Here is a 21,825-nt window from a genome sequence, read left to right on the forward strand (position 1 = left end):
TTACGGCTGCTCCGAAAGCACATCGGTATCGTTCGGCGGGCGAAGCTTGACCACCGCCTTGGGGCGTGGGCTCGTCGCGCGGCCGTTGACGAAGTCGATTCCGCGCCACGCTGGATCACCGGCAAGCGTGCACAGCGCCACATAGGCTTTCACCATTTCATGGGCGAGGTCGGCTTGCTCCGCGTTGCGGAACGGATAGCCGGTTCTGGGGAGCGCCGTGTCGCCGGAGCGCGCTCCATCGGTCATCTGTTCGATGCTCGGATAGACGTGGCGTGGATCGTCGGAAGGATATTCCGCTCGGAGGCGGTCCTGGGTCCAGTTGGTCGAAAAGCGGGACGCGGCCACTTCCAGTCCGGCGAGAAACGACCGGAACCGCACGAAGCGGTGATTGGCCCAGCCGAGCACGAGCCGCTCGCCGGGATGGAGCGGATCGTCGGCCGTGTCGGGACGAAAGCGCTTGGCGATCACCGTCCCCCCACGCGCGCCGCGCGCTTGCAGAAGATCGATCCTGTCCTTGCCCATGTCGAAGTTGAGCCCGCCTTCGTCGGGCAGCATGCGGATATGCACGATACGGTCGCGATAGCCGGGGATATCGATCAATTGATTGTCGCCCCATTGCCGTGCGGTGGTCAGCACGCGGCCGCCGAAGCGGACCAGCCGCCCGAATGCCGCGCCCGGCGTGAAGCGGGTATAGGCCGACAGGCGGCCGCTGTTGGTGCGCAGCATATAGACCAGCTCGTCCGGCGCGGCGCTGCCGCCTTCGGCTGGGACGGTGGGCAGGCCAGTGTCATCGGCCGGTGCCGCGGTGCGGTGGTCGCCATCGCCGCGCGCTCTGGACGGGGGAGCGTCGGGTTCCAGCTCGTCGTCATGGTAGAGCAGGTTCAGGCAGAAGGTCGGCCGCCCGGGAATGGGTGCGTCGAACAGATGGATCGGGAAGTTCGAGGTGATCCCGCCATCGGCGAGCCAGACCTCGGCGAGTTCCTGGCATCCCGGCGCCTGGCCGTTGCGGCGCACGACATAGAGCCGGACCGCGCGGAACAGGAATGGGAAGCTGAGCGACATGCGGACGGCGATCAGCACGGGCAGGTCTTCGGGGCGAGGCAGGCGGATGAAGTCCGCGCGGGCTTCGGCTTCGGGAACCAGCGCCTCGAGTTCGGCATCGATCTCGGCGCTCGTCCGCCGGTGCTTCACCATCCAGGTGACGATCGTTTCGGGAAACAGCGCCCGCAGATCGCTGATCCGCGCATAGAGCCGGTCCTCGCGGCGCATGAAAGGCAATTGCACCGATTGGGCGCGGTTGATGTCCGATGCGACCAGCGCGAGCTCGATGTCGCGCGCAATGCCGTCGAGGCGCGGCGCGGGGTTCGGTGCGGTCGCGCTCTCGCGGGCCGGTCGTTCGCGCGCGACGGCGGCAGCCTGTTCCATCGCGATCGCGAACGCCGCTTCGCGCGGTCGGCCCGCCACGCGGTGCGATGCCGCCCACAGGTCGCCGAAGCAGAGCGGTTCGTCCTCGTCCAGGCCGGCAAGCGCCTGGAACTGCTCGTGCAGCCACTCCGACAGCGAGGGCGCTTCGGCCGCCGTCGGCGGGCGCTGCCACGGCCAGCGCCACCGCAGGGCCGGCGTCCTGTAGCGCGCCATTCCGGAGCAGAAGCCGAAGCCATTGTCGGCGGTCGCCGCCAGGCCGCCCTTGATCCGCGGCAACCAGTAGGCGGCGGCGAACAGCACGGTCAGCACGACCGCACCGCACAGCAGCGACAGCATCGCCAAGGCGATGCCCGCGGCGGCGCGCGGCTCGGGGAGGCGCCAGACGAGCACCCCGACCACCGCACCGGCAACCAGCAGCGCGATCATCGCCGGCACCAGCAGGAACAGGCGAAGGACCGTGCCGGTGCCTCGCCGCCTAGCCTCCGACATCCGCATCAACAGTCGAAACAGCGGCGCCGTCGAAGCATCGGGTTCGAACAGGCGCAGCAGCAGCGGGCGTCCGTCGCTAGGCGCGCCAAGGCGGGATGCCAGCGAGGCCATCATTGCCGGAGCGTCGCCATTGCGCCCGGATCGCCGACCGAACTCCATCGCCGCGGCGGCCGCGGCGCCGATCGCGCCCGCGGACGTGCCGCCGACCGCGCGCAGCCGATAATCGCGCGCAATGGCGGCGATGGCACTCGGATATATGATGCCGCTGGTGACGCCGCCCTTCATCACGAGGTCGCATTCGAGCGCGAGCGGGCCGCCGGTAACAGGGCTCATCGGGGGCGGCCGCTCCTCGCGGACCTGTGGGATATCGGACGGTTCCAGCTACGGGTCATGCGGCACTCGATTCCGTTCCCTATTCTAGAGCGATATGAAGTCAGGTGGAATCACCTGACGACTCGCATATCGCGTAAAATCAAAGACCTAGAGCGGCCAATCCGATGTAATCGGATCACATACCGCTCTAGCCGATCCGCCGTGGCTTAGGTAGCCCATTGGCCCCGCAGCTGGCCTAGCCCAGGCTCCGGGAGCCGTTGGATGATCCATTTCGGGGCTCGCGCGTTGGCGGCAGGAGGGAAGAAGAGCTATGGCACGGAAATCCGCTGGCTCCGACATCGCCGACGCCGAGAAGTTGAGGTCGCATCTGCGGATCATCGTCGATGTCGGCCTGCTGGCTTCGCAATCGCTGTCGCTGGACGCCTTTTTCGACCATGTCGTGTCGCAGCTTGCGCTGGCTCTCGAAGTTTCGAACACCAAGATCATGCGCTATCGGCCGGCGGAAGGCGATCTGCTGCTCATCAACGGGGTGGGCTGGCGTGAAGGGGTGGTCGGCAAGGTGACGTTCGGGATCGATCTCGCGTCGCCGCCGGGCAGGGTGGTGCAGACCGGACAAGCCACGGCGATCGACGACATCACCCGATCGGCGGAGTATGTGGCGTCTCCGATCCTCAGGTCGCACGGCATCATATCGGTCGCGAATGTGCCGATCCTGGTCGATAACGCGGTGTGGGGCGTGCTCGAGGTCGACAGCAACGAACGCCGCGACTTCCGCGAAGATACGATCGAGTTCGTGCTTGCGATCTCCTACATCGTCGCCGGCGTGGTCAAGCGACATGAGGTGCAGGGCCAGCATGGCCGCGCGCTGGAGCAGGTCGCCCGCGAGGTTCAGCACCGCAACCTTTGGCTCAGCGAGATGCAGCATCGCGTCAAAAATTATTTCCAGCTCATCCTCTCCATGGTGACGGTGCACGCGCGGAAGGCGCCTTCCGAGGAGGACCGGCTGATTATCAACCAGATTGCGGAACAGATCACGGCCGTCGCGCTGGCGAACGACCAATTGAGGCTCGACCAGCGAAACCACGCCATCAGCATGCCCGCCTATCTCCAGGCGCTGTGCAGTGGCATCATCCGGCAGCAGGAGAAGATCACCCTGAGCGTGAATGCGGATGACATCATGCTGCCGTCGGAACGCGCCGTGCCGATCGGTCTGATCGTCAACGAACTGGTCACCAACAGCTTGAAATATGCTTTCGAGGGACGAAAGGCGGGCGGCATTGCCGTGGAACTCTCCGCGGCTCCCGGCAATGGGCAGGCGGCGCTCACGGTCTGGGACAACGGGATAGGCTATGATCCGGCCAAGGCGGACGGCAGCGGCCTCAAGCTCGTACAGGGGCTTGCGCGTCAGATCGCCGGCCAGATCGAGCATCGCACCTCGGCCGAAGGCACATCCACCCGCATCACGTTCATCGACGGGAATTGGTAGCCAGCTAGGCCCCGGTCGCTACGGAACCGACGGCATTCCCTCCCCAAACATTCATGGATGTGATCGAATCCCCACCGGCTTGAGAAGCATTTTCCGGGGCCATAGTCATTGGCCGAAGCTTAAAAAAGCAAAATAAAGGGGAGAGAAACATGCGCCTGATCGACAGTCTGTCAGCAGCCTCAGCGGTGGCAGTGCTGGCACTTTCCAGCGTCGCTGCGGCCCAGCCGGTTTCCACGGCCGGCGCCGAGACTTCGGCAGGTTCCGAGGCGATCGGCGATATCGTCGTCACGGCGCAGCGCCGCGTCGAGAAGCAGAGCCAGGTTCCTTTCTCGATCACCGCCTTCACCACCGAAACGCTCGCCCGCACCGGCATCGCCGATGCCCGCTCGATGACCCAGATCACGCCGGGCCTGAACTTTCAATCGGTCGGCTCGTCGGCGCAGCCGGTGATCCGCGGCATCGGTTCGAGCGGCAGTTCGGTCGGCGACAGTTCGAACGTCGCCATCTATATCGACGGCGTCTATCAGCCGTTCCAGGCGGGTAATTTCCTGCGCTTCGTCGATCTTCAGCGGATCGAGGTGCTGAAGGGGCCGCAGGGAACGCTGTTCGGCCGCAACGCCGCCGGCGGCGCGATCAGCATCACCACGCGCGATCCCAAGCTGGGCGAGACCACCGGAAAGCTGGCGGTGAGCTATGGCCGCTTCGATGAATTCCAGGCCAATTTCTTCGCGTCCACGCCGTTGTCCGACACGGTCGCGGTCAGCCTCTCCGGCGACTATCTGACCAATGACGGCTTCCGCCGCGACATCTATCTGAACAAACGCCTGGGATATCTGCATTCGAAGAGTCTTCGCGGCAAGATGCTCTTCGAGCCGAACGACCAGCTGCGGGTCAAGTTGACGGGCTATTATAATCGGGCCAACGACCTGACGACCTTCGGCAACCAGCCGCTGAACGGCGATGCCCAGCTCCGCGCGACGGTGCCCGGCATCCTGATTGCGCGCAAGCCCAACACGTCAGCGCTCAACCTGGTGCCGATCAACCGGGTCACGACCTGGGGCGGCAGCACGCTCATCGAATATGATTTCGGCTTCGCGACGCTGACCTCGCTGAGCGCCTTCACGAAGGCGCGCCAGTTCGTCTTCACCGACTCCGACCTCACGCCGGCGGCCTTCTCCCAGTCGCGCATCGGTTTCGGCGACGACACCATTTCGCAGGATCTCACGCTCGTCTCCAACGGCACGGGCCCGCTGTCCTGGCTTGCCGGCGCCACCTATTATGAGGAGGACGGCTTCTTCCATCTTCGTTCCTTCGGCGGCCTCACCACCGACGGCAGACCTCCGCTGACGTCGGGCGTGAACGTGAACGACATCAAGATCACGGCCGTCGCGGTCTTCGGCGAGCTGACCTACAAGCTCAATGACCGGCTCACCATGATCGGCGGCCTGCGCTACAGCAAGGACAAGCCGAAATTCCGCGGTGCCCGCATCGTTCCGGCGACCGGACAGGAAAACCCGGCGACGCTAACCGCTGCCCGCGACAGTTTCGACAGCTTCACGCCGCGCCTGTCGCTGCGCTACGCGGTCACCCCGACGGTCAATGCCTATGCGAGCTACAGCAAGGGCTTCAAATCAGGGGTTTTCAACGCCAACGGCCTGCAGGGCGTGGCGGTCAAGCCGGAAACGGTGGATGCATTCGAAATCGGCATGAAGGGATCGCCCTCACGCGCGCTGAGCTTCGATGCGGCTTCCTATTTCTACAAGTACAAGAACCTGCAGGTCTCGGCCTTCGGCGCGACCGCGGTATCCCCGACGCTGCGCAACGCGGCCAAGGCCGAGATCTACGGCTTCGAAGCCAATGCCACGGTAGCGCCGGCGAAGGGGCTGTCGATCCGCGGCGGCGTCGCCTACACGCATGGCGAATATACCGAATTCGAGCGAGCGCAGGGTTTCCGGCCGACGACCAACGCGGCCGGGGTGCCGATCGGCGGGAACACCAGCTACATCATCGCCGATGCAAGCGGAAACCGCCTGGTCCGGACGCCGCGGCTGCAGCTCAACGGAACGATCGCCTATGAGACGATGGTCGCTGGCGGCGCCGGCCTGCTCTTCAACCTCACCGGCTCGTACACCGGGCGGATGAACCATGATATCGAGGGCAATATCCGCCAGCCGAGCTTCACGGTGTTCAACGCCAATGTCGCCTATACCACGGCCGATGAACGCTGGCGGGCCACCCTGTTCGGCAACAACATCTTCGACGAGAAATATATTGCCGGCATCCTGGTTTCGGGCATCGCCACCTCGGTGACCTACGCGAAGCCGGCCACCTATGGGGTGAAGCTCGAATATTTCTTCTGATCGCGGTGCAGGCCCGGCCGCGCGAGGGTCCGGGCCCGCATCCTGGCATCCCGGTATCGAACTGGAAACTCGGGAGAGAATATGCGCGGATCCGAACCGGAATGTCCTCAGCCGGCGGCCACAGCTGCCAAGGGCAGCGGGATATATCCCGGCTGGTATGCCGTCGGCCTCGGCTTCCTGCTGCAGCTGTTCGCTTCCGGCCCCATCTACTATGCCTATGGCAATTATTCCGCCGCCTTCGAACAAGAGTTCCAGGCGCCGCGCACGGTGATCAACTTCGCCTATTCGCTGGTCGTGCTGATCGGGGCGCTGGGTTCGGCACCGGTTGGCTGGCTTGCCGATCGCTGGCCGATCCGCAGGCTGGCGCTGATCGGCGTGGTCGGCACAGCCGTCGGGCTGGCGCTGGTCGGCGCGACCACCGCGATGTGGCAGATCGTGCTGCTGTTCGGCACGCTGATCGCCACGGCGGACATCTTCATCGGCAATGTGACCAGCAATTATCTGATCTCGCACTGGTTCGAACGCCGCCGCGGGCTGGCGCTGGGCCTCTCGATCATCGGCGCCTCGGTCGCAGCGATGGTCTTTCCGCCGTTGTCGAGCGCGCTGATCGACATGGCCGGCTGGCGCGCGACCTTCGCCATCTACGGGCTGGCGATGCTGTTGCTCATAGGGCCGATCTGGTTGTTCGCCACGGTGCCGCCGACCATGCCCGAGCGGGAGCGCAAGCTCCAGCCCGCCTTCCCGGTGGGGCGGAAGGTGATGGGCTTCCGCGCGCTCGGCGCCATCCCGGGCTTCTGGATCATCTCCGCCTGCTGCGGCACGATGATCGGCGTGAATGGCGCGATGATGATCTCGCTCGTACCCTATGCGATCGGGCGGGGCTTCACCAGTCTGGAAGGCGCCACGCTTGTATCCATGGTCGGCGGCGGAGCCCTCGCCGGCAAGCTTGCCTTCGGTCTGGTGGCGGATCGGGTCGACCTGCGCTGGGCGCAGCGTCTGGGCCTGTTGCTGATGGCGGCCGCGATGGTCCTGCTGATCGCCGAGGGCGGCTATGCGACCCTGGCCTGCGCCGCCATCATATTCGGCCTGGGACTTGGCGGCATGATGCCGGTATGGGCCGCGCTCGTCTCCCACATCTTCGGGCTCGCCAGCTGCGGCAGCGCGCTGGGCGGAACGCGGGCGGCGATGACCCCGCTGGCCATGGGCGGTCCGATGCTGGCCGGATGGGCATTTGACATGACCGGCGATTATCGCATGGCGTGGCAGGTTTTCCTGGCCGTGCTCCTTGCCGCCACCGCTCTCACCTTCATCCGCCGCGACTGGGCCCGATCGCTTTCGGAATAGCCAAGGCGGGCGCGGGCGAAGAATCTTTGCGCCCAGGCCGGCCGTTACGGCAGATGACGCATCGGAACCGCTGGTCTAGCTAGAGGCGCAGGGGGCAGGGCGGCTATGGCGTCACGTGCCGCAGAAAGTCGCTGCAACCCGCTCATGGGCCAGCGGCGGTTCGGCATAGCGTTCGAAGTCGGGCTGATCATCATAGGGGCGGGATGTGACGGACAGCAGTTCCTCGAATGGCGCGAAATCCTCATCGTCCACCGCAGCGTTTATCATCGCCTCGACATGGTGGTTGCGCGGGATGAAGGCCGGATTGACGGAGTTCATCGCCGCGCGGCGCTCAGCCGCATCCAGCGGCTCGTCGGCCAGGCGCCTCTGCCAGCGTAGCGCCCAGCCGTCATAGGTGGTCGGATCGACGAAGAGCGAGCGGATCGGCTCGCCATCGCCCAGGACGGCGTCGCCCAATCGGCGGAAGAACAGGGTGAAGTCGACCTGGTTCTCCGTCATGGCGCCGAGGATGGCGCTGATAAGATCTACGTCGTCCTCGTGCCTGCCCGACAGGCCGAGCTTGCGCATCAGGCCGCTGTGATAGGCCGCCTCGAAGGCCGGCGCGAACGTCGTCAGCGCCTCCTGCGCGTCGGCGAGCGCCGCGTCTTCATCGTCGGCGAGCAGCGGTAGCACCGCCTCTGCCAGCCGCGCGAGGTTCCAGTGGGCGATGCGCGGCTGGTTGCCATAGGCATAGCGCCCCATCCGGTCGATCGAGCTGAACACCGTCGCCGGATCATAATGGTCCATGAAGGCGCAGGGGCCATAGTCGATCGTCTCGCCCGAAATCGCCATATTGTCGGTATTCATCACGCCATGGATGAACCCGACCAGCAGCCAGCGCGCAACCAGATCCGCCTGAGCGGCGATCACCGCGTCCAGAAAGGCGCGATAGGGCCGGGCTGCTGCGGCTGCCGCCGGATAATGCCGCGATATGGCATGATCGGCGAGCAGACCAAGCGCCTCCCGGTCGCCGCGGGCCGCGAAGAACTGGAAGGTTCCGACCCTGATATGGCTGGCTGCGACGCGCGTGAGGACCGCGCCCGGCAGCATGGTGTCGCGCATGACGGGTTCCCCGGTGGTCACGGCTGCGAGGGCGCGCGTGGTGGGGATGCCTAGCGCGGCCATGGCTTCGCTGACGAGATATTCGCGCAGCACCGGGCCCAGCACGGCGCGTCCGTCGCCCGAGCGGGAGAAGGGCGTCCGCCCGGCGCCCTTGAGCTGAATATCACGTCGCCTGCCCTGGGTGTCGACCACTTCCCCAAGCAGGATCGCGCGCCCGTCGCCAAGCTGTGGCACGAAACTGCCGAACTGGTGCCCGGCATAGGCCAGCGCGATCGGGTCGGAGCCGTCCGCAATCTCTCGTCCCGACAGGATTTCCAGGCCGTCCGGCCGGCGCAGCCATGCGGCGTCGATGCCGAGCTCGCCGGCGAGCGCATCGTTGACCCGCACCAGCGCCGGCGCCGGGGCCCTGGCGGGCGCTACGCGGGCGAAGAAGCGGTCGGGCAGGCGCGCATAGCTATTGTCGAAGGGAATGGGCATCATCTTGTAACTCCCTTGCGACGGTCGAAGTTCATCGGCTCTAGAGCGATTTCACCTCGGGTGGAATCACCAATGGCCCGGAGAGCCGCGGCGATACCGCCAGCCCGATTCCGCTGGAATGAGGGCGGCTAGAGGATTTTTCGGTACATATTTCCACCCAGGTAAATGACCTGCACGTGCAGCGGCGGCAAAGTGCTCGGCGATCGGAGACTTTCCATGACTCACGGTGATCGCGAATATCATGTTCGACGCGCCAGAGCGGAGTTGGACATGGCGCATCGAGCGTCGAGCAGTGTCGCTGCTGACGCCCATATGAAGCTGTCGATGCTGCACATGGAAAAAGCCCGCCACGGCAGCGGACGCAGCGATGCGGTGACCGGTCGATATTGGTCGGGTCGCCCGGTTCGGCAGCACGGCGTGCGCTTGCGCGGTCTTTAGTTCGTAGCGCGCGTGTCGAGCGCGGCGCTCATGTCGGCCATCGTCGCGCCGCGTTCGCCCAGTGGCTGCGGCGGGCCCACGGTACTGTCGACGCAGGTCTGCCGTTCCGCTTCTGCGTTCACCAGCGCGCCGACCAGGATTGCGTAGGCCGAGAGGTACAGCCACATCAGCAGCACCACGATCGCGCTGAGCGATCCATAGGTCACGTCATAGCCGCCGAACCGGGATGCGTAGAAGCCAAAGCCGATCGTCACCAGCAGCCAGGAGATCGTCGCCAGCACGGCTCCCACGCTGAGCCAGCGCCAGCGCGCATCCTCTCGATCCGGCGCGAAGCGATACATTGCCGCGATCGTCGCGCTGGCCAGCAGGCCGGCCAGCACCCAGGTGGCCATCCGGACCAAGGTGGCGCCGATCGCGCTCAGCCCGCCGATGAGGTCCTCGACGAAACCCAGCACCGAGGCAGACAGCACGCCGACGATTCCGATCAGGATGGCGCAGACGATCATGAGCGTAGCGATCCCGGTGCTCCGCAGGATCCCGCGACGGTCCTCCTGTTCGTAGATCACGTTGAGCGCACTCATCATCCCGCCCGCCGCGCGGCTCGCGCCGAAGATCGAGACCGCCATGGCGAGCCCGAGCCCGAGGCCTTTCTTGCTGGCGGCCGCGGTGGTCAGCGAGAGGAGTTGATCGTAGATCAGCTTCGCGGCCTCGGCGGGAACCAGATCGATGATCATCCGCATGTGCTTGGCGACTGTGGACGGGTCGGCAATCAGGCCATAGGTCATAACCAGCGCGCCGAGCAGCGGCACGAAGGACAGGAAGCCATAGAAGGCTACTCCGCCGGCCATCAGTCCGATGTTATGCCGACCGCTATTGATCCACACTCGCCCGAGTATCGCGCGCCAGGCGGGCCAGCCTAATACGCCGGGGCTGCTGGCGGTCGCGCCGAGATCGTCCTGATCCTCCGTGGCTGTCATGTCGCGTGCTCCCGCATATTCAAACGCGTGAGTTGCTCAAAAGTCAGGGAAATTTTCGCGGAAAGGGATCGGGCCTCTGCTGTCCGGAGAAGCCTCCTCTTTTCGGCGGCTCCAAGGATAACCGATCCCGATCAGACAGATGGGATCGCAGACCATGGCACGGCTATTGCGCGGTGCGGTACACCGCCCGGTGTGAAGGGAATGCCCTGACGAGCCGGTCTTTTAGCCATAGTTCGGACGGGTGACGGTCGTGGCGACGCTCCGCGGCCTGGATCGCGTCCGCATCGTTCGCTGCGCTGATCGAGGCGCAGTCCTCGATATGGAGGCCCATGCAGTCCATGATGTAAACCCGGTAAGCTCCCACTTGACCCACTCCCCGATACTGACGCTCATCAACATGCCGAGKCTGAGTGATGTTGGATCCGCCCCGTCATGACAAGTATCGAATAATACCAACGTAGATTCACTTGCTCCGACATGCGCTGTCTGAGTCGAGGGTGTAGGGGAGATTGTTTCTATCCAAATTGGATTAAACTCAGCGGCGCATATGGGGAAATGGCAGCTCGAATCGCCTCTGAAAAGATATAGAGAACAGCGATCATTGCACAGGAGAAGGAGAAAAGTTTACTGCGGTGCAGCGAAGATGGTCGTGGACAATGTAATCCGGAAAACAAATTGGCCGAAGGGTGCGAGCCTAAGTTCTTTGCATATTATAGGGGAAACTACGTAATCTTTGCAATATAAGTAAATGTCTAGTATCTGTTTGCAGCTGGAAGAGTGGTAGCGCGACACGCGGTAAGAGATCGCTGTGCAATCATCGCACAGCGAGGGGGCGGCCTTTGAACGTCGAAGCGAGTATGTTGGGGTATGAGTCGGCGGAAGCCGCGGTCACTGCGTTGCAGATGGGGGCCGCTTCCGATCTTGAGACTATCGGCTTTTTCGCCTGGGATCTGTGCGCCGCAGAGGTGAGACTTTCGGCCGGTGCTGCGAACATGCTGGAGCTTCCCGCCGGGCTCAGTCGCTTCGACATCGCCGCTTTCCGCCGCCTGCCACTGACCGCCAAGGCGAAGCATCTTCGCAAGCTGCGGCGCTGCCTGCGCGAGGGTGAGCCGCAGATCGGCATTTCCTCGATATTCGTGCGCCGTGACGGCGATCGCCGGCATCTCCGTGCCTCTCTTCGCCCGCTGCTCGAAGGCGGCGAATTACGACAGCTTGTCGGTGCGCTGATCGACCAGACCGACAAACGACGCGGCGAAGCCGAGCTTCGCGCGACGATGTCGACCGTCCCCAGCGCGATGATCGTGATCGACGAGTTCGGCAAGATCCGTGGATTCAGCGCCGCCGCCGAACGAATGTTCGGCCGGGTGCAGTCGGAAACGATCGGTCAGCCCATCGAGATTCTCATGCCGGAGCCCTATCGCTCGGAACATGCGGGTTATCTTCTGCGCTACCTCAAGACCAACGAAGCGCGGATCATGGGCCAATCGCGGATCATGTACGGGGTCCGGGCCGATGGCACCGAATTCCCGATCGAATTGTGGGTAGGCGACGCGTCCACCGACAGCGAGCGGCTGTTCACCGGATTCATCCGCGATCACACGCAGCGGTTCGAAACCGAGGCCAAGCTGCAGTTGTTGCAGAATGATCTGATCCATGTCGCCCGGTTGAGCGCCGTCGGCGAGTTGAGCATGGCGCTGGCTCATGAGCTCAACCAGCCGCTAAGCGCGGTGGTGAACCAGCTTTCGACCGCGGAATTCCTGGTGCAATCGGGGGACCCCGCACATCACCAGCGGCTGCTGGAGGCGATCAAGAAAGCCAGCGACCAGTCCATGCGGGCCGGTGCCATCGTCAAACGGCTCCGCTCCTTCGTCGAGAAGGGAGAAGCGGACAAGCGGATCGAGCCCGTGGCCGCGATCGTGAACGAAGCGACGGCGCTCCTGTCGAGCGCCGTTCGGCAGAAGGGCATATCGCTCAAGATCAAGATCGACGAGCCGCAAGCCGCGGTGCTTGCGGATCGCGTGCAGATCCAGCAGGTGCTGTTCAATCTCCTGCGCAATGCCGTCGAAGCGCTCGAGCAGCCGGGAACGGCGAGGCCGGCGATCTCGTTGACGGTGCGGCGGCTGCCCAACGGATTCAGCGAGATTGCCGTCGAAGATAATGGCCCTGGCATCACAGCGGAGCGAGCTGCCGAGATCTTCAAGCCCTTCTCCACCGAAAAGCTCGGGGGCATGGGCGTCGGCCTGTCGATCAGCAAACGCATCATGGAAGCGCATGGCGGCCAGCTCCTCTACACAGCTGCGGTGGAGAGGGGCGCCCGGTTCGCATTGATCCTTCCAGTAGCGGTGAACGAGGAGGGAAGGGATGGCTGACCCAGCCTGTGTATACATCATCGACGATGACGACGATCTTCGCGAGTCGCTCATCGACCTGCTGTCGACCCGGACGCCGTGGAAGCTGAAGGCATATTCCGACGGCCCTTCGTGGCTCGAGGAGGAGCGGTCGGCGGCACCAGGTTGCGTGCTGCTCGATTTCAGCATGCCGGTGATGACCGGCATGCAGGTCTTGCAGGAGATGCAGAGGCGAAAATCGCCCCATCAGGTCGTGATGCTGACCGGCGAGGGCAATATCGCCCTGGCCGTGGAAGCGATGCGCAATGGGGCGACCGATTTTATCGAGAAGCCGGTGCTGTTCGAACAACTCGAGAGCGCGATCGTTGATGCGATCGAGCGGCTGAGCAGCAGCGCCGAGAGCCGTGCCCGGACCGCAGAGGCCGAAGCCAAGGTCGCCCGCCTCAAGCCGCGCGAACAGGACGTGATGATGGGGCTTGTCGAAGGACATCCCAACAAGATGATCGCGTACAAGCTCGGCCTGAGCGTGCGGACTGTCGAGCTTTACCGCGCGGCGCTCATGGACCGGCTGGCGGTGGATAGTGTCGCCGATATCCTGAAGATCGCATTCGCGGCCAAGCTGATCAACGGTTAGGCAGCTCCAGCTTGCGCCTCTGTTCAGGCGCTGCGCCAGTTTCGCCGAAGCGAATCAGCAGGCTCACCGAGCGAGGGGCGGGATCGCGGCGATTGTGGAGGCACCCGACAGCCTCTCTCGGGCAGGGCGGTGCTGCGATCGCCTGGCACGTCCGCTCTCGTCGGTTCCACGCGCTCGACAGCAAGTTCTCCCAAATAAAACAGGAGGGTGGGTGGTCGAGGCTGGCGAAATCGCCGTGCGATATCAGTTGGTAAAAATTGGTGGTAAAAATCCCGGGCCCATACTTAGCCTCTTGTTAACCTCGAGGTCCTAGCAAACTGCGCATAGTCATGTCGCAGGCGGCACACGATGCATTATCAGAACGGCTCGATCAAAACGAGCGAAGCGGCATCCTTTTCAACGCCATCGCCCGCAGCTGCGGGCAGGCGAGGTGTCGCGTTTTCGTTCGCCTGCCGGCCAGAACACCGCAATCCATCCCGAACACCGGGCAAGGTCCCTTTGCGCGTCTCACTCCGAAGTCGCAGCGCACGTCCATTGGATCGAGTTTATTCCTGATTTTTCGTCATTCGAGGAAATACCGATGTTCAACCTCAGCAACTTTTCCATCTCTCAAAAGATCGCTCTGGTCGTCGGCCTGCTGGCAGCTTTCGCCCTTGGCATCACTGGCCTCGCGACAGCCCGCTTCATCAAGATGGACACGTCCTACGGCCAGCTGACCAACCATGTTCAGCCGTCGGTGCAGCGCATGACGCGGTCGCTTCGGCAAGCGGTGGACATGGTTTATGGCGGCTATCGGGTGATGGCCTATCCGGGCACCAGCCAGGAAGCTCGCAGCGCCGCGGAACAGGCGCGGAAGAGTGGAGAGTCTGCCGTCGCGACACTCGACGAGGCCGTTAAGTTCAACCCGGATATCTCGGATGAGGCCCTGCCCATCCGCGCCGCGATGACGGAAGTCGCGCAGGCGAACGAGGCAGCCATCGGCCTTGGGCTCGCCGATCGCAAGGATGAAGCGCGGATCGCGTTGTCCAACGTCGATCGCGATATGGACGCCCTTTCGAAAACCGTGGTGGCGCTCAACGACCAGTTGGGCAAGACCGCTACGGACGAAGCCGCCGCCCTCTCGGCCGATACTGCTTCCACGATCAAGTTGATCGTCTCCAGCGGTATCATTGGCGTCATCCTCAGCATGGTTGCCGGATTGATGATCGCGCGCCGCGGGATTTCGGCGCCGATTGGAGCCTTGGCGAGCCGCATGACCGCGCTTTCCGAGGGCGATGCCCAGTCCGAGATTCCCGGCATCGATCGTGGCGACGAACTTGGCGGGATGGCGGCGGCCGTCCAGCAGTTCCGCGATGCGGCGATCGCCAAGAGCAAGTCGGATGCGGACAAGGTGCGATCCGACGCAGAGCAGCAGTTGGTGGTCGACCAACTCGCCAATAGTCTCGCCAAGCTTTCCGAAGGCGACCTGACCACCTCGCTGAGCGGTTTTCCAAACGGCTATGCGAAGCTCGAGCATGATTTCAACGCAGCGGTCCAGGGGTTGCGCACTGCGATGCTCACGATTTCGTCGAGCAGCGGCGGCATCCGCACCGGCGCCGGCGAGGTCGACCAAGCCTCGGGTGACCTATCCCGGCGCACCGAACGCCAGGCGGCGAGCCTCGAAGAAACCGCTGCTGCGATGAACCAGATCAATGCAACCGTGAAGGAAACTGCAGAGAGCGCAACCAAGGCCAATGCGGCGGTCGCCCTGGCCAAGGTCGACGCCGACAAGAGCGGAGCCGTCGTCCAGGAGACCATCGAGGCCATGAACGGCATCGAGCGCGGCTCGCAGGAAATCGCTGCCATCATCACCGTCATCGATGGAATTGCTTTCCAGACGAATTTGCTGGCGCTGAACGCCGGCGTGGAAGCGGCGCGGGCGGGCGATGCCGGCAAGGGCTTCGCGGTGGTCGCATCCGAGGTCCGGGCGCTGGCGCAGCGCGCGGCAGAAGCGGCGAAGGACGTCAAAGCCCGCATCATGGCGAGTTCCAGTCAAGTGGAAAGCGGCGTCAGGCTGGTCGGTGAAACCGGCAAGTCGCTGGAGCGGATCTCCGAGCGCGTCAACGAGGTGAGCAGCCTGGTCAGCGACATCGCGACCGCGGCACAGGAGCAGTCCGCCAGCCTCCAGCAGGTCAATACCGCCATCACCGAGATGGACAGCGTGACCCAGCGCAACGCCGCGATGGTCGAGGAATGCGCGGCTGCCGCGCGGAGCCTTGCCACCGAAGCCGAACAGCTCGTCACCCAGGTTTCGCGCTTCGACGTCGGCAGCGGCGCCAGGATCGAGCCGATGCGCGGCGAAGCCCACCAGGCTCCGAGCCCGGTAGCGGCCCGTATCGTCCGCAGCGCTCCGGCCTCACGTGGCAACGCGGCTCTCGCGATCGCGCCGGAAGACGACTGGAACGAGTTCTGAGGACCAGTTTGAACCGTCCGACACGATAGAAGCCCTGTGCATGGAGCGTCTCGCATGACCCGCATTACCCTTACCCCGATCATGGATCGCAGTGCGGTCAAGGCTCATCTCGATGAATTGAAGGCGGCCTTCGCCGAAGCGGGGTCCATCGAGATCGCCTGCGAGGCGGTCGAGCAGATCGGCCTGGCCGGGCTTCAACTCCTCGCCAGTGCCGTCCGCACCGGCCGGGAACGCGGCACCGGCGTGGTTCTGGCGGGCGTCGGCGACACGCTCGCCGCGACCCTGAAGCTGGCCGGCATGAAGCAGATCCTCCTCCCCGCAGACGGAGCAACGTCATGAAAATCGAAGAGATTCAGGACATCTTCTTCCAGGAATGCGCCGAAGGGCTGGTGCAGGCGGAAGAAGGTCTGCTGGCGCTGCAGTCGGGCTCGCACGATTCCGAGACGATCAACACGATCTTCCGGGCGGTTCACTCGATCAAGGGCGGTTCTGGCGCCTTCGGCTTCACCGCGCTTCAGCATTTCACGCATCATTTCGAAACGCTGCTCGATCAGGTCCGCAGCGGCGACCACGCGATGACGCCGGGCCTGGTCTCGGTGCTGCTCGCTGGCTTCGATATGCTTTCCGACCATGTCGCGGCGATCGGCGGGGAGGCTCCGACGCCGGACGATGCCGATGTGCTGAAGCGTCTCCAGGACGTGTCATCGGGTACGCCGGCAGTGGAGGAAGGCGCCTCGCCGGTCGAGGAAGCGAAAGACGATGCCGGCCTCGATTTCGATATCGCCGGCCTGATGGACGAGCTCGACGATGGCGCGGCCCCCGCCGCGGATTGGGAGAAGGGCGCGATAGAGGAAGCGCCGGAGTCCGCCTCTGCCGAGTCGACGCTGTTCATTCGCCCGTCGCGCGGCGCAATGGCCCATGGCGGCGAACCGCTGCTGCTGATCCGCGAGCTGGTTGATCTCGGCGCTAGCGTGCGCGACGTCGATTGCTCGGCGCTGCCCACGATCGATCAGTTCGATCCCGAGGAATGCTATCTCGGATGGCATGTCGACCTTCCCGACGCGATCAAGCGTGCCACCATCGACGAAATCTTCGAATTCGTTGCGGAAGACTGCCTGCTGGTCTTCGACGGCGTCGATCTCGGCTCCGTAGCGGCCCCATTGCCCGTCGAGCCGGCTGTCGCCGCGGCGCCGAAGGTGGCTGAGCCCGTCAAACCCGCACCGGTTGCCGTCGTGCCAATCCCGACGGCGGAGCCCCTTGGCGCGTCCGTCGCCACCACCGTGCCCGTGCCCGTGCCCGTGCCCGTGCCCGTGCCCGTCCCTGTCGCCGCGGCCGAGCCGGTGCCGGCCCCCGAGGATAAGGGAGCCAGCGCACCAGTTGGCGTGACCCAGACGATCCGCGTCGATCTCGAGAAACTCGACCGGCTGGTCAATCTGGTCGGCGAACTTGTCATCACCCAGTCGATGCTCGCCCAGCGCCTGCTCAACTGCGGCCTCGCCCAGATCACCGAGCTGAGCGACCTCGATCATTTGACCCGCGAACTGCAGGACAGCGCGATGGCGATCCGCGCGCAGCCGATCCGATCGGTGTTCAGCCGCGTGCCGCGGATCGTGCGCGAACTCCAGGCCAGCACCGGCAAGCGCGTCCAGCTGGACGTGGAAGGCGAGGGCACCGAACTCGACAAGACCGTTGTCGAGCGGATCGGCGAACCGCTGACCCACCTGATCCGCAACGCGATCGACCACGGCCTCGAAAGGCCCGAGGATCGCATTGCCGCGGGCAAGGATCCGCAGGGCCGGGTGCGATTGTCGGCCGAGCACCGCTCCGGCCGCATCATGATTTCGGTGTCGGACGACGGCCGCGGCATCGACCGTGAGCGCGTTCTCGGCAAGGCCATCGAACGCGGGCTGGTTTCGCCTGACGCGCGGCTGAGCGACGAGGAGATCGACAATCTTATCTTCGCCGCGGGCTTCTCGACCGCCGAGTCGGTTTCGAACATCTCCGGGCGGGGCGTCGGGATGGATGTGGTGCGCCGCAACGTCCAGGCGCTCGGCGGACGCATCAGCATCTCGTCGCGGCCTGGCGAAGGCTCGACCTTCACCATGTCGCTGCCGCTGACGCTCGCGATCCTCGACGGCATGATCGTCTCGGTCGGCGAGGAGACCTATGTGATCCCGCTGACCCACATCATCGAAAGCCTTCGCCCCGAACAGGATCATGTGAAGATGATGGGGCACAGCCAGCCGATGCTGAATGTGCGGGGTACCTGGTTGCCGGTACAGTCGGTGGCGGAGGGCCTCTCCATATCGGGCGCCAAGACCGATCCTTCGGATGCGGTGCTGATCGTCGTCGAGTCCGAAGCGACCGGCCAGGCGGTGCTGATGGTCGATGAGATTCGCGATCAGCGCCAGGTCGTCATCAAGAGCCTGGAGTCCAATTATCGCCAGATCGAAGGTGTCGCGGGTGCGACGATCCTCGGCGACGGGCGTGTCGCCCTCATCCTGGATGTCGAGGCGATCACCAGCGCTTCGCGTCCGCAGATCGAGCGCTCGCCGCTTCGCGCCGTGAAGTGAGCTGACAGGATGAACGATCTCACCAGCAGCCGCACCTTCGAGGACGGCCAGGAATATCGGTATACCGAACAGGACTTCGAAGCGATCGCTACGATGGTGCATGCCCATGCCGGCATCTGCATGCCTGAAGGCAAGGCGATGCTGATCTATTCCCGACTGGCCAAATTCCTGCGCGAAAAGGACCTGCGCAGCTTTGCCGAATATGTAAACATCATCCGCAACGATTCGGCGGAGCGGGCGCGCGCGATCGAGGCGCTGACCACCAACCACACCAAATTCTTTCGCGAAATCCACCATTTCGATCATTTCGAGCAGCATCTGCGTCGCAGCTATGTCGATCGTCTGGCGCGTGGCGAGAGGATCAGGATCTGGTCGTCCGCGGCATCGAGCGGAGAGGAGATCTATTCGCTGGCGATGTGCCTGCTCGGCACCGACATGGCCGAAGCGCGGCGCATTTGCCAAGGCGATGTCGCCCTGTTGGCCACGGACCTCGCCGAGCATGTGCTTCGCACCGCCGAGACCGGCGTTTATCCGGCCAGTCTGAAGGGCGATATTCCCGCGCGTTATGCGCAGGCATGGACGCGATCCGAAGCGCAGCGCTTCACCATCGCACAGCCGGTTCGCAACCTGATACGCTTCCGCAGGCTCAACCTGCTGAACGCCTGGCCGATCAAGGGCCAGTTCGACCTGATCCTGTGCCGCAACGTCATGATCTATTTCGACGAACCGACCAAGGAACTGCTGCTGAAGCGCCTGGCCGACCAGCTCGTGCCCGGAGGCATTCTCTATATCGGCCATTCCGAGCGGCTGGTCGGCCCCGCCGCCCAGCACCTCGTGTCGGTGGGGCAGACCATCTACAGAAAGGGCGCAGCATGACCGTCCGTTGCCTGATCGTGGACGACTCCCCGACCATGCGCGCATTCCTGAGCGGATTGCTGCGTCACGATCCCGAGATCGAGGTGATCGGGTCCGCCGCGAGCGCCCAGTCGGCGCGCGAGATGATCCGTGAACTGAACCCGGACGTCATTACGCTCGACGTCGAAATGCCGGGAATGAACGGCCTCGACTTCCTGGAAAAGCTGATGCGGCTGCGCCCCACGCCGGTGGTGATGTGCTCGACGCTCACAACCAAGCGGGCCGAGGCGACGGTGCGCGCGCTCGAGCTGGGCGCGGTGGATTGCTATGCCAAGCCCAGCGGCGGCCTTGCCGACCTGATCGCGACCGATGATGGCGTGCTCGCGGCGATGGTCAAGGGCGCTGCCCGCGTCCGCCGCCGTTCGCTCGTCCGCGAGACGCCGACGTCGGCACCGCGCAAAAATTATCGTGCTGGCGACAAGATCATCGCGATCGGCGCGTCCACCGGTGGCGTCGAGGCGCTCATGACGGTGTTGCAGCATTTTCCCGAAAATTGCCCGCCCACGGTCGTGGTCCAGCACATGCCGGCGACGTTCACCACGTCCTTCGCTGCGCGGCTCGATGCCAACTGCGCGCCGAAGGTCAGCGAGGCCGAGCCCGACGCTCCGCTGGAGCAGGGGCATGTCTATATCGCCCCGGGTGGACTGCGCCACTTGATGGTGCGCGGCACGGTGATGCCGCACTGCTCGCTGATCGATGCAGGCACGGTCAGTGGCCACCGTCCGTCCGTGGACGTGCTGTTCCGTTCGGTTGCGCAGACGATCGGCGCACGGGCCGTCGGCGTGATCCTCACCGGCATGGGACGTGATGGGGCGGAGGGCCTGCTGGCCATGCGCCAGGCAGGAGCTCGGACTGTCGGCCAGAACGAGGCGAGCTGCGTGGTCTACGGCATGCCGCGGGTCGCCAATGAGATTGGCGCTGTCGAAGACGTTCTGCCGATCGACCGCATCGCAGGAAAGGTGCTCGACCTGTGCAGCCTCTGAGGCACGACATAAATGGGGGACTGTCCCGCGAGATACGGATCAACATCGTCCAGGGCAGCTGCCGTGTCACGGACAATGACGACGTCGTGATGTCGACCGTGTTGGGAAGCTGCGTCGCCTGCTGCCTGTTCGATCCGCTCGCGCGGGTTGGCGGCATGAACCACTTCCTGCTGGCGGAGCCGCGCGAAGGCACGGTGTGCAGCACCGCGGAGGCCGAGCGCTATGGCCTCTATGCGATGGAACTGCTGATCAACGAGATGCTCCAGGCGGGCGCGATCCGCAGCCGATTGCGGGCGCATCTCTATGGCGGCGCCAATCTTCATGCGGGGATGCAGGCGATCGGCACCAGCAATGCCGACTTCGCGCGCGCCTTCCTCCTCCGCGATGGCATCCCGCTGGCGCACAGCAACCTTGGCGGAGTGCTGGCGCGCCGCGTCGATTTCCGCGCGACGGCGGGCAAGGCCCGCTGCCGGCTGGTCGCGGCGGATGTTCCCGCCGTAACGCGCGGTCCGGTCCTGCCGAGGGGAGGCGGAGCCGTTGAGCTTTTCTGAACTAAAGGTGGGTAAGCAGACTCCAGACGCCGATTGCAATAGCCGGGGCAGCGCCCTGAAACGAGGATGAAGACTATGGCCAAGACGATTTTGACGGTCGATGACTCGCCGAGCATGCGCATGCTGCTCCGGCACACCCTCGTCCAGCAGGGGCATATGGTGCATGAGGCCGTGGATGGCATCGCCGCCCTCGAGTGGCTGGCGACGAACGATCAGCCCGACCTCATGATTACGGATATCAACATGCCGCGCATGGACGGTTTCGGCCTGGTCGAGGCGGTTCGCGCCCAGCGCGGCGGCGGCGAGATGCCGATCCTGGTGCTCACGACGGAAAGCTCCGATGCCAAGAAGACCCGCGCCCGCGAAGCCGGCGCGACGGGCTGGATCGTGAAGCCCTTCGATCCGGACAAGCTCGCCTCGGCAATTCGCCGCGTCACCCTCTGATAGCCTCACCGAAAGGATAAATCATGCTCCGGCAGCTCATAACCTTCCAGATCGGCGAACAATATCTGGGCGTCGACATCATGGCGATCCGCGAGATCCGCGCATGGACGCCCACCACGCTTCTGCCCCACGTTCCCGAGCATGTTCGCGGCGTTGTGAACCTGCGCGGAACCGTTCTGCCGGTGATCGATCTGGCATCGCTGCTGGGCTGGGGCCTTACCGAGCCGACGGCGCGGCACGTCATCATCGTCGTTCGCATCGGCGGGCAGCTCCAGGGCCTGATCGTCGACTCGGTCAATGACATCGTCTCGATCGACAATGACGGCATGCAGCCGCCGCCGAACGTCGGCGACAGTGCGACCACATCCTATCTCGAAGGTATCGCTTCGGTCGAAGACCGGATGGTGATGGTCCTCGCGCTCGATCACCTGTCGCTCGAACTTGCCGGCACCGACCTCGCAGCTGCCGCCTGACCCCGTACCTAGGATTACCGAG

17 protein-coding genes are annotated in these 21,825 nt (G+C 64.4%); 14 read left to right on the forward strand and 3 right to left on the reverse strand.

Annotated elements, in window-relative coordinates:
• On the reverse strand, nt 1-2,247 hold the full coding sequence (locus tag AC1DPF_RS03365) for a hypothetical protein (protein WP_477959710.1): 2,247 nt from the start codon (nt 2,245-2,247) through the stop codon (nt 1-3).
• 310 nt (nt 2,248-2,557) lie between these two features.
• Here AC1DPF_RS03365 and AC1DPF_RS03370 point away from each other — a divergent pair, with 310 nt between their 5' ends.
• From AC1DPF_RS03370 to AC1DPF_RS03380, 3 genes are all read left to right on the forward strand, one after another.
• Entirely contained in the window at nt 2,558-3,733 is a 1,176-nt protein-coding gene (locus AC1DPF_RS03370) for a sensor histidine kinase (protein WP_477869980.1), read from the forward strand.
• 149 nt (nt 3,734-3,882) lie between these two features.
• Nucleotides 3,883-6,093, forward strand: a complete 2,211-nt coding sequence (locus AC1DPF_RS03375) for a TonB-dependent receptor (protein WP_477869982.1) — start codon at nt 3,883-3,885, stop codon at nt 6,091-6,093.
• Between the two features lie 81 nt (nt 6,094-6,174).
• Nucleotides 6,175-7,437, forward strand: a complete 1,263-nt coding sequence (locus AC1DPF_RS03380; protein ID WP_477869984.1) for an MFS transporter — start codon at nt 6,175-6,177, stop codon at nt 7,435-7,437.
• Between the two features lie 111 nt (nt 7,438-7,548).
• Here the strand turns inward: AC1DPF_RS03380 and AC1DPF_RS03385 are convergent, their stop codons facing one another.
• Nucleotides 7,549-9,018 (reverse strand): protein adenylyltransferase SelO, encoded by a 1,470-nt coding sequence (locus AC1DPF_RS03385; RefSeq protein ID WP_477869986.1) that lies wholly within the window; start codon nt 9,016-9,018, stop codon nt 7,549-7,551.
• Nucleotides 9,019-9,327: 309 nt separating this feature from the next.
• Between AC1DPF_RS03385 and AC1DPF_RS03390 the strand changes: the two genes are divergently transcribed.
• Nucleotides 9,328-9,453 carry a hypothetical protein gene (locus AC1DPF_RS03390; RefSeq protein ID WP_477959712.1) on the forward strand — a complete coding sequence of 42 codons (126 nt, stop codon included), beginning with the start codon at nt 9,328-9,330 and terminating at the stop codon, nt 9,451-9,453.
• On the opposite strand, the gene AC1DPF_RS03395 is transcribed toward AC1DPF_RS03390, so the two are convergent.
• Nucleotides 9,450-10,430, reverse strand: a complete 981-nt coding sequence (locus AC1DPF_RS03395; RefSeq protein ID WP_477869990.1) for a YihY/virulence factor BrkB family protein — start codon at nt 10,428-10,430, stop codon at nt 9,450-9,452. The genes AC1DPF_RS03390 and AC1DPF_RS03395 overlap by 4 nt on opposite strands.
• 857 nt (nt 10,431-11,287) lie before the next feature.
• On the opposite strand from AC1DPF_RS03395, the gene AC1DPF_RS03400 reads away from it, so the two are divergent.
• The 10 genes from AC1DPF_RS03400 (at nt 11,288) to AC1DPF_RS03445 (ending at nt 21,803) form a co-directional block, all read left to right on the forward strand.
• Nucleotides 11,288-12,799, forward strand: a complete 1,512-nt coding sequence (locus AC1DPF_RS03400; protein ID WP_477959714.1) for a PAS domain-containing sensor histidine kinase — start codon at nt 11,288-11,290, stop codon at nt 12,797-12,799.
• Nucleotides 12,792-13,412, forward strand: coding sequence for a response regulator transcription factor (locus tag AC1DPF_RS03405; protein WP_477959716.1), 621 nt, complete (start codon nt 12,792-12,794; stop codon nt 13,410-13,412). The genes AC1DPF_RS03400 and AC1DPF_RS03405 overlap by 8 nt, the downstream gene beginning before the upstream one ends.
• A 580-nt stretch (nt 13,413-13,992) precedes the next feature.
• Complete coding sequence (locus tag AC1DPF_RS03410) at nt 13,993-15,864, forward strand: methyl-accepting chemotaxis protein (protein WP_477959717.1); 1,872 nt, start codon at nt 13,993-13,995, stop codon at nt 15,862-15,864.
• 54 nt (nt 15,865-15,918) lie between these two features.
• Entirely contained in the window at nt 15,919-16,203 is a 285-nt protein-coding gene (locus AC1DPF_RS03415; protein ID WP_477869998.1) for an STAS domain-containing protein, read from the forward strand.
• The gene (locus AC1DPF_RS03420) at nt 16,200-18,437 is read left to right on the forward strand and encodes a chemotaxis protein CheA (RefSeq protein WP_477959718.1); all 2,238 of its coding nucleotides are present in this window, start codon (nt 16,200-16,202) and stop codon (nt 18,435-18,437) included. Before AC1DPF_RS03415 ends, AC1DPF_RS03420 begins: the two co-directional genes overlap by 4 nt.
• A gap of 9 nt (nt 18,438-18,446) precedes the next feature.
• The gene (locus AC1DPF_RS03425; protein ID WP_477870002.1) at nt 18,447-19,313 is read left to right on the forward strand and encodes a CheR family methyltransferase; all 867 of its coding nucleotides are present in this window, start codon (nt 18,447-18,449) and stop codon (nt 19,311-19,313) included.
• A complete protein-coding gene (locus AC1DPF_RS03430) occupies nt 19,310-20,335 on the forward strand; it encodes a protein-glutamate methylesterase/protein-glutamine glutaminase (RefSeq protein ID WP_477870004.1) in 1,026 nt (341 codons plus the stop codon). The genes AC1DPF_RS03425 and AC1DPF_RS03430 overlap by 4 nt, the downstream gene beginning before the upstream one ends.
• Nucleotides 20,336-20,424: 89 nt before the next feature.
• Nucleotides 20,425-20,886 (forward strand): chemotaxis protein CheD, encoded by a 462-nt coding sequence (locus tag AC1DPF_RS03435; RefSeq protein ID WP_477959832.1) that lies wholly within the window; start codon nt 20,425-20,427, stop codon nt 20,884-20,886.
• 75 nt (nt 20,887-20,961) lie between these two features.
• The gene (locus tag AC1DPF_RS03440) at nt 20,962-21,330 is read left to right on the forward strand and encodes a response regulator (protein ID WP_477870006.1); all 369 of its coding nucleotides are present in this window, start codon (nt 20,962-20,964) and stop codon (nt 21,328-21,330) included.
• A gap of 23 nt (nt 21,331-21,353) precedes the next feature.
• Nucleotides 21,354-21,803, forward strand: coding sequence for a chemotaxis protein CheW (locus AC1DPF_RS03445; RefSeq protein ID WP_477870008.1), 450 nt, complete (start codon nt 21,354-21,356; stop codon nt 21,801-21,803).
• Nucleotides 21,804-21,825 lie beyond the last annotated feature (22 nt).

Source organism: Rhizorhabdus sp. P4_G6 (assembly GCF_056401045.1).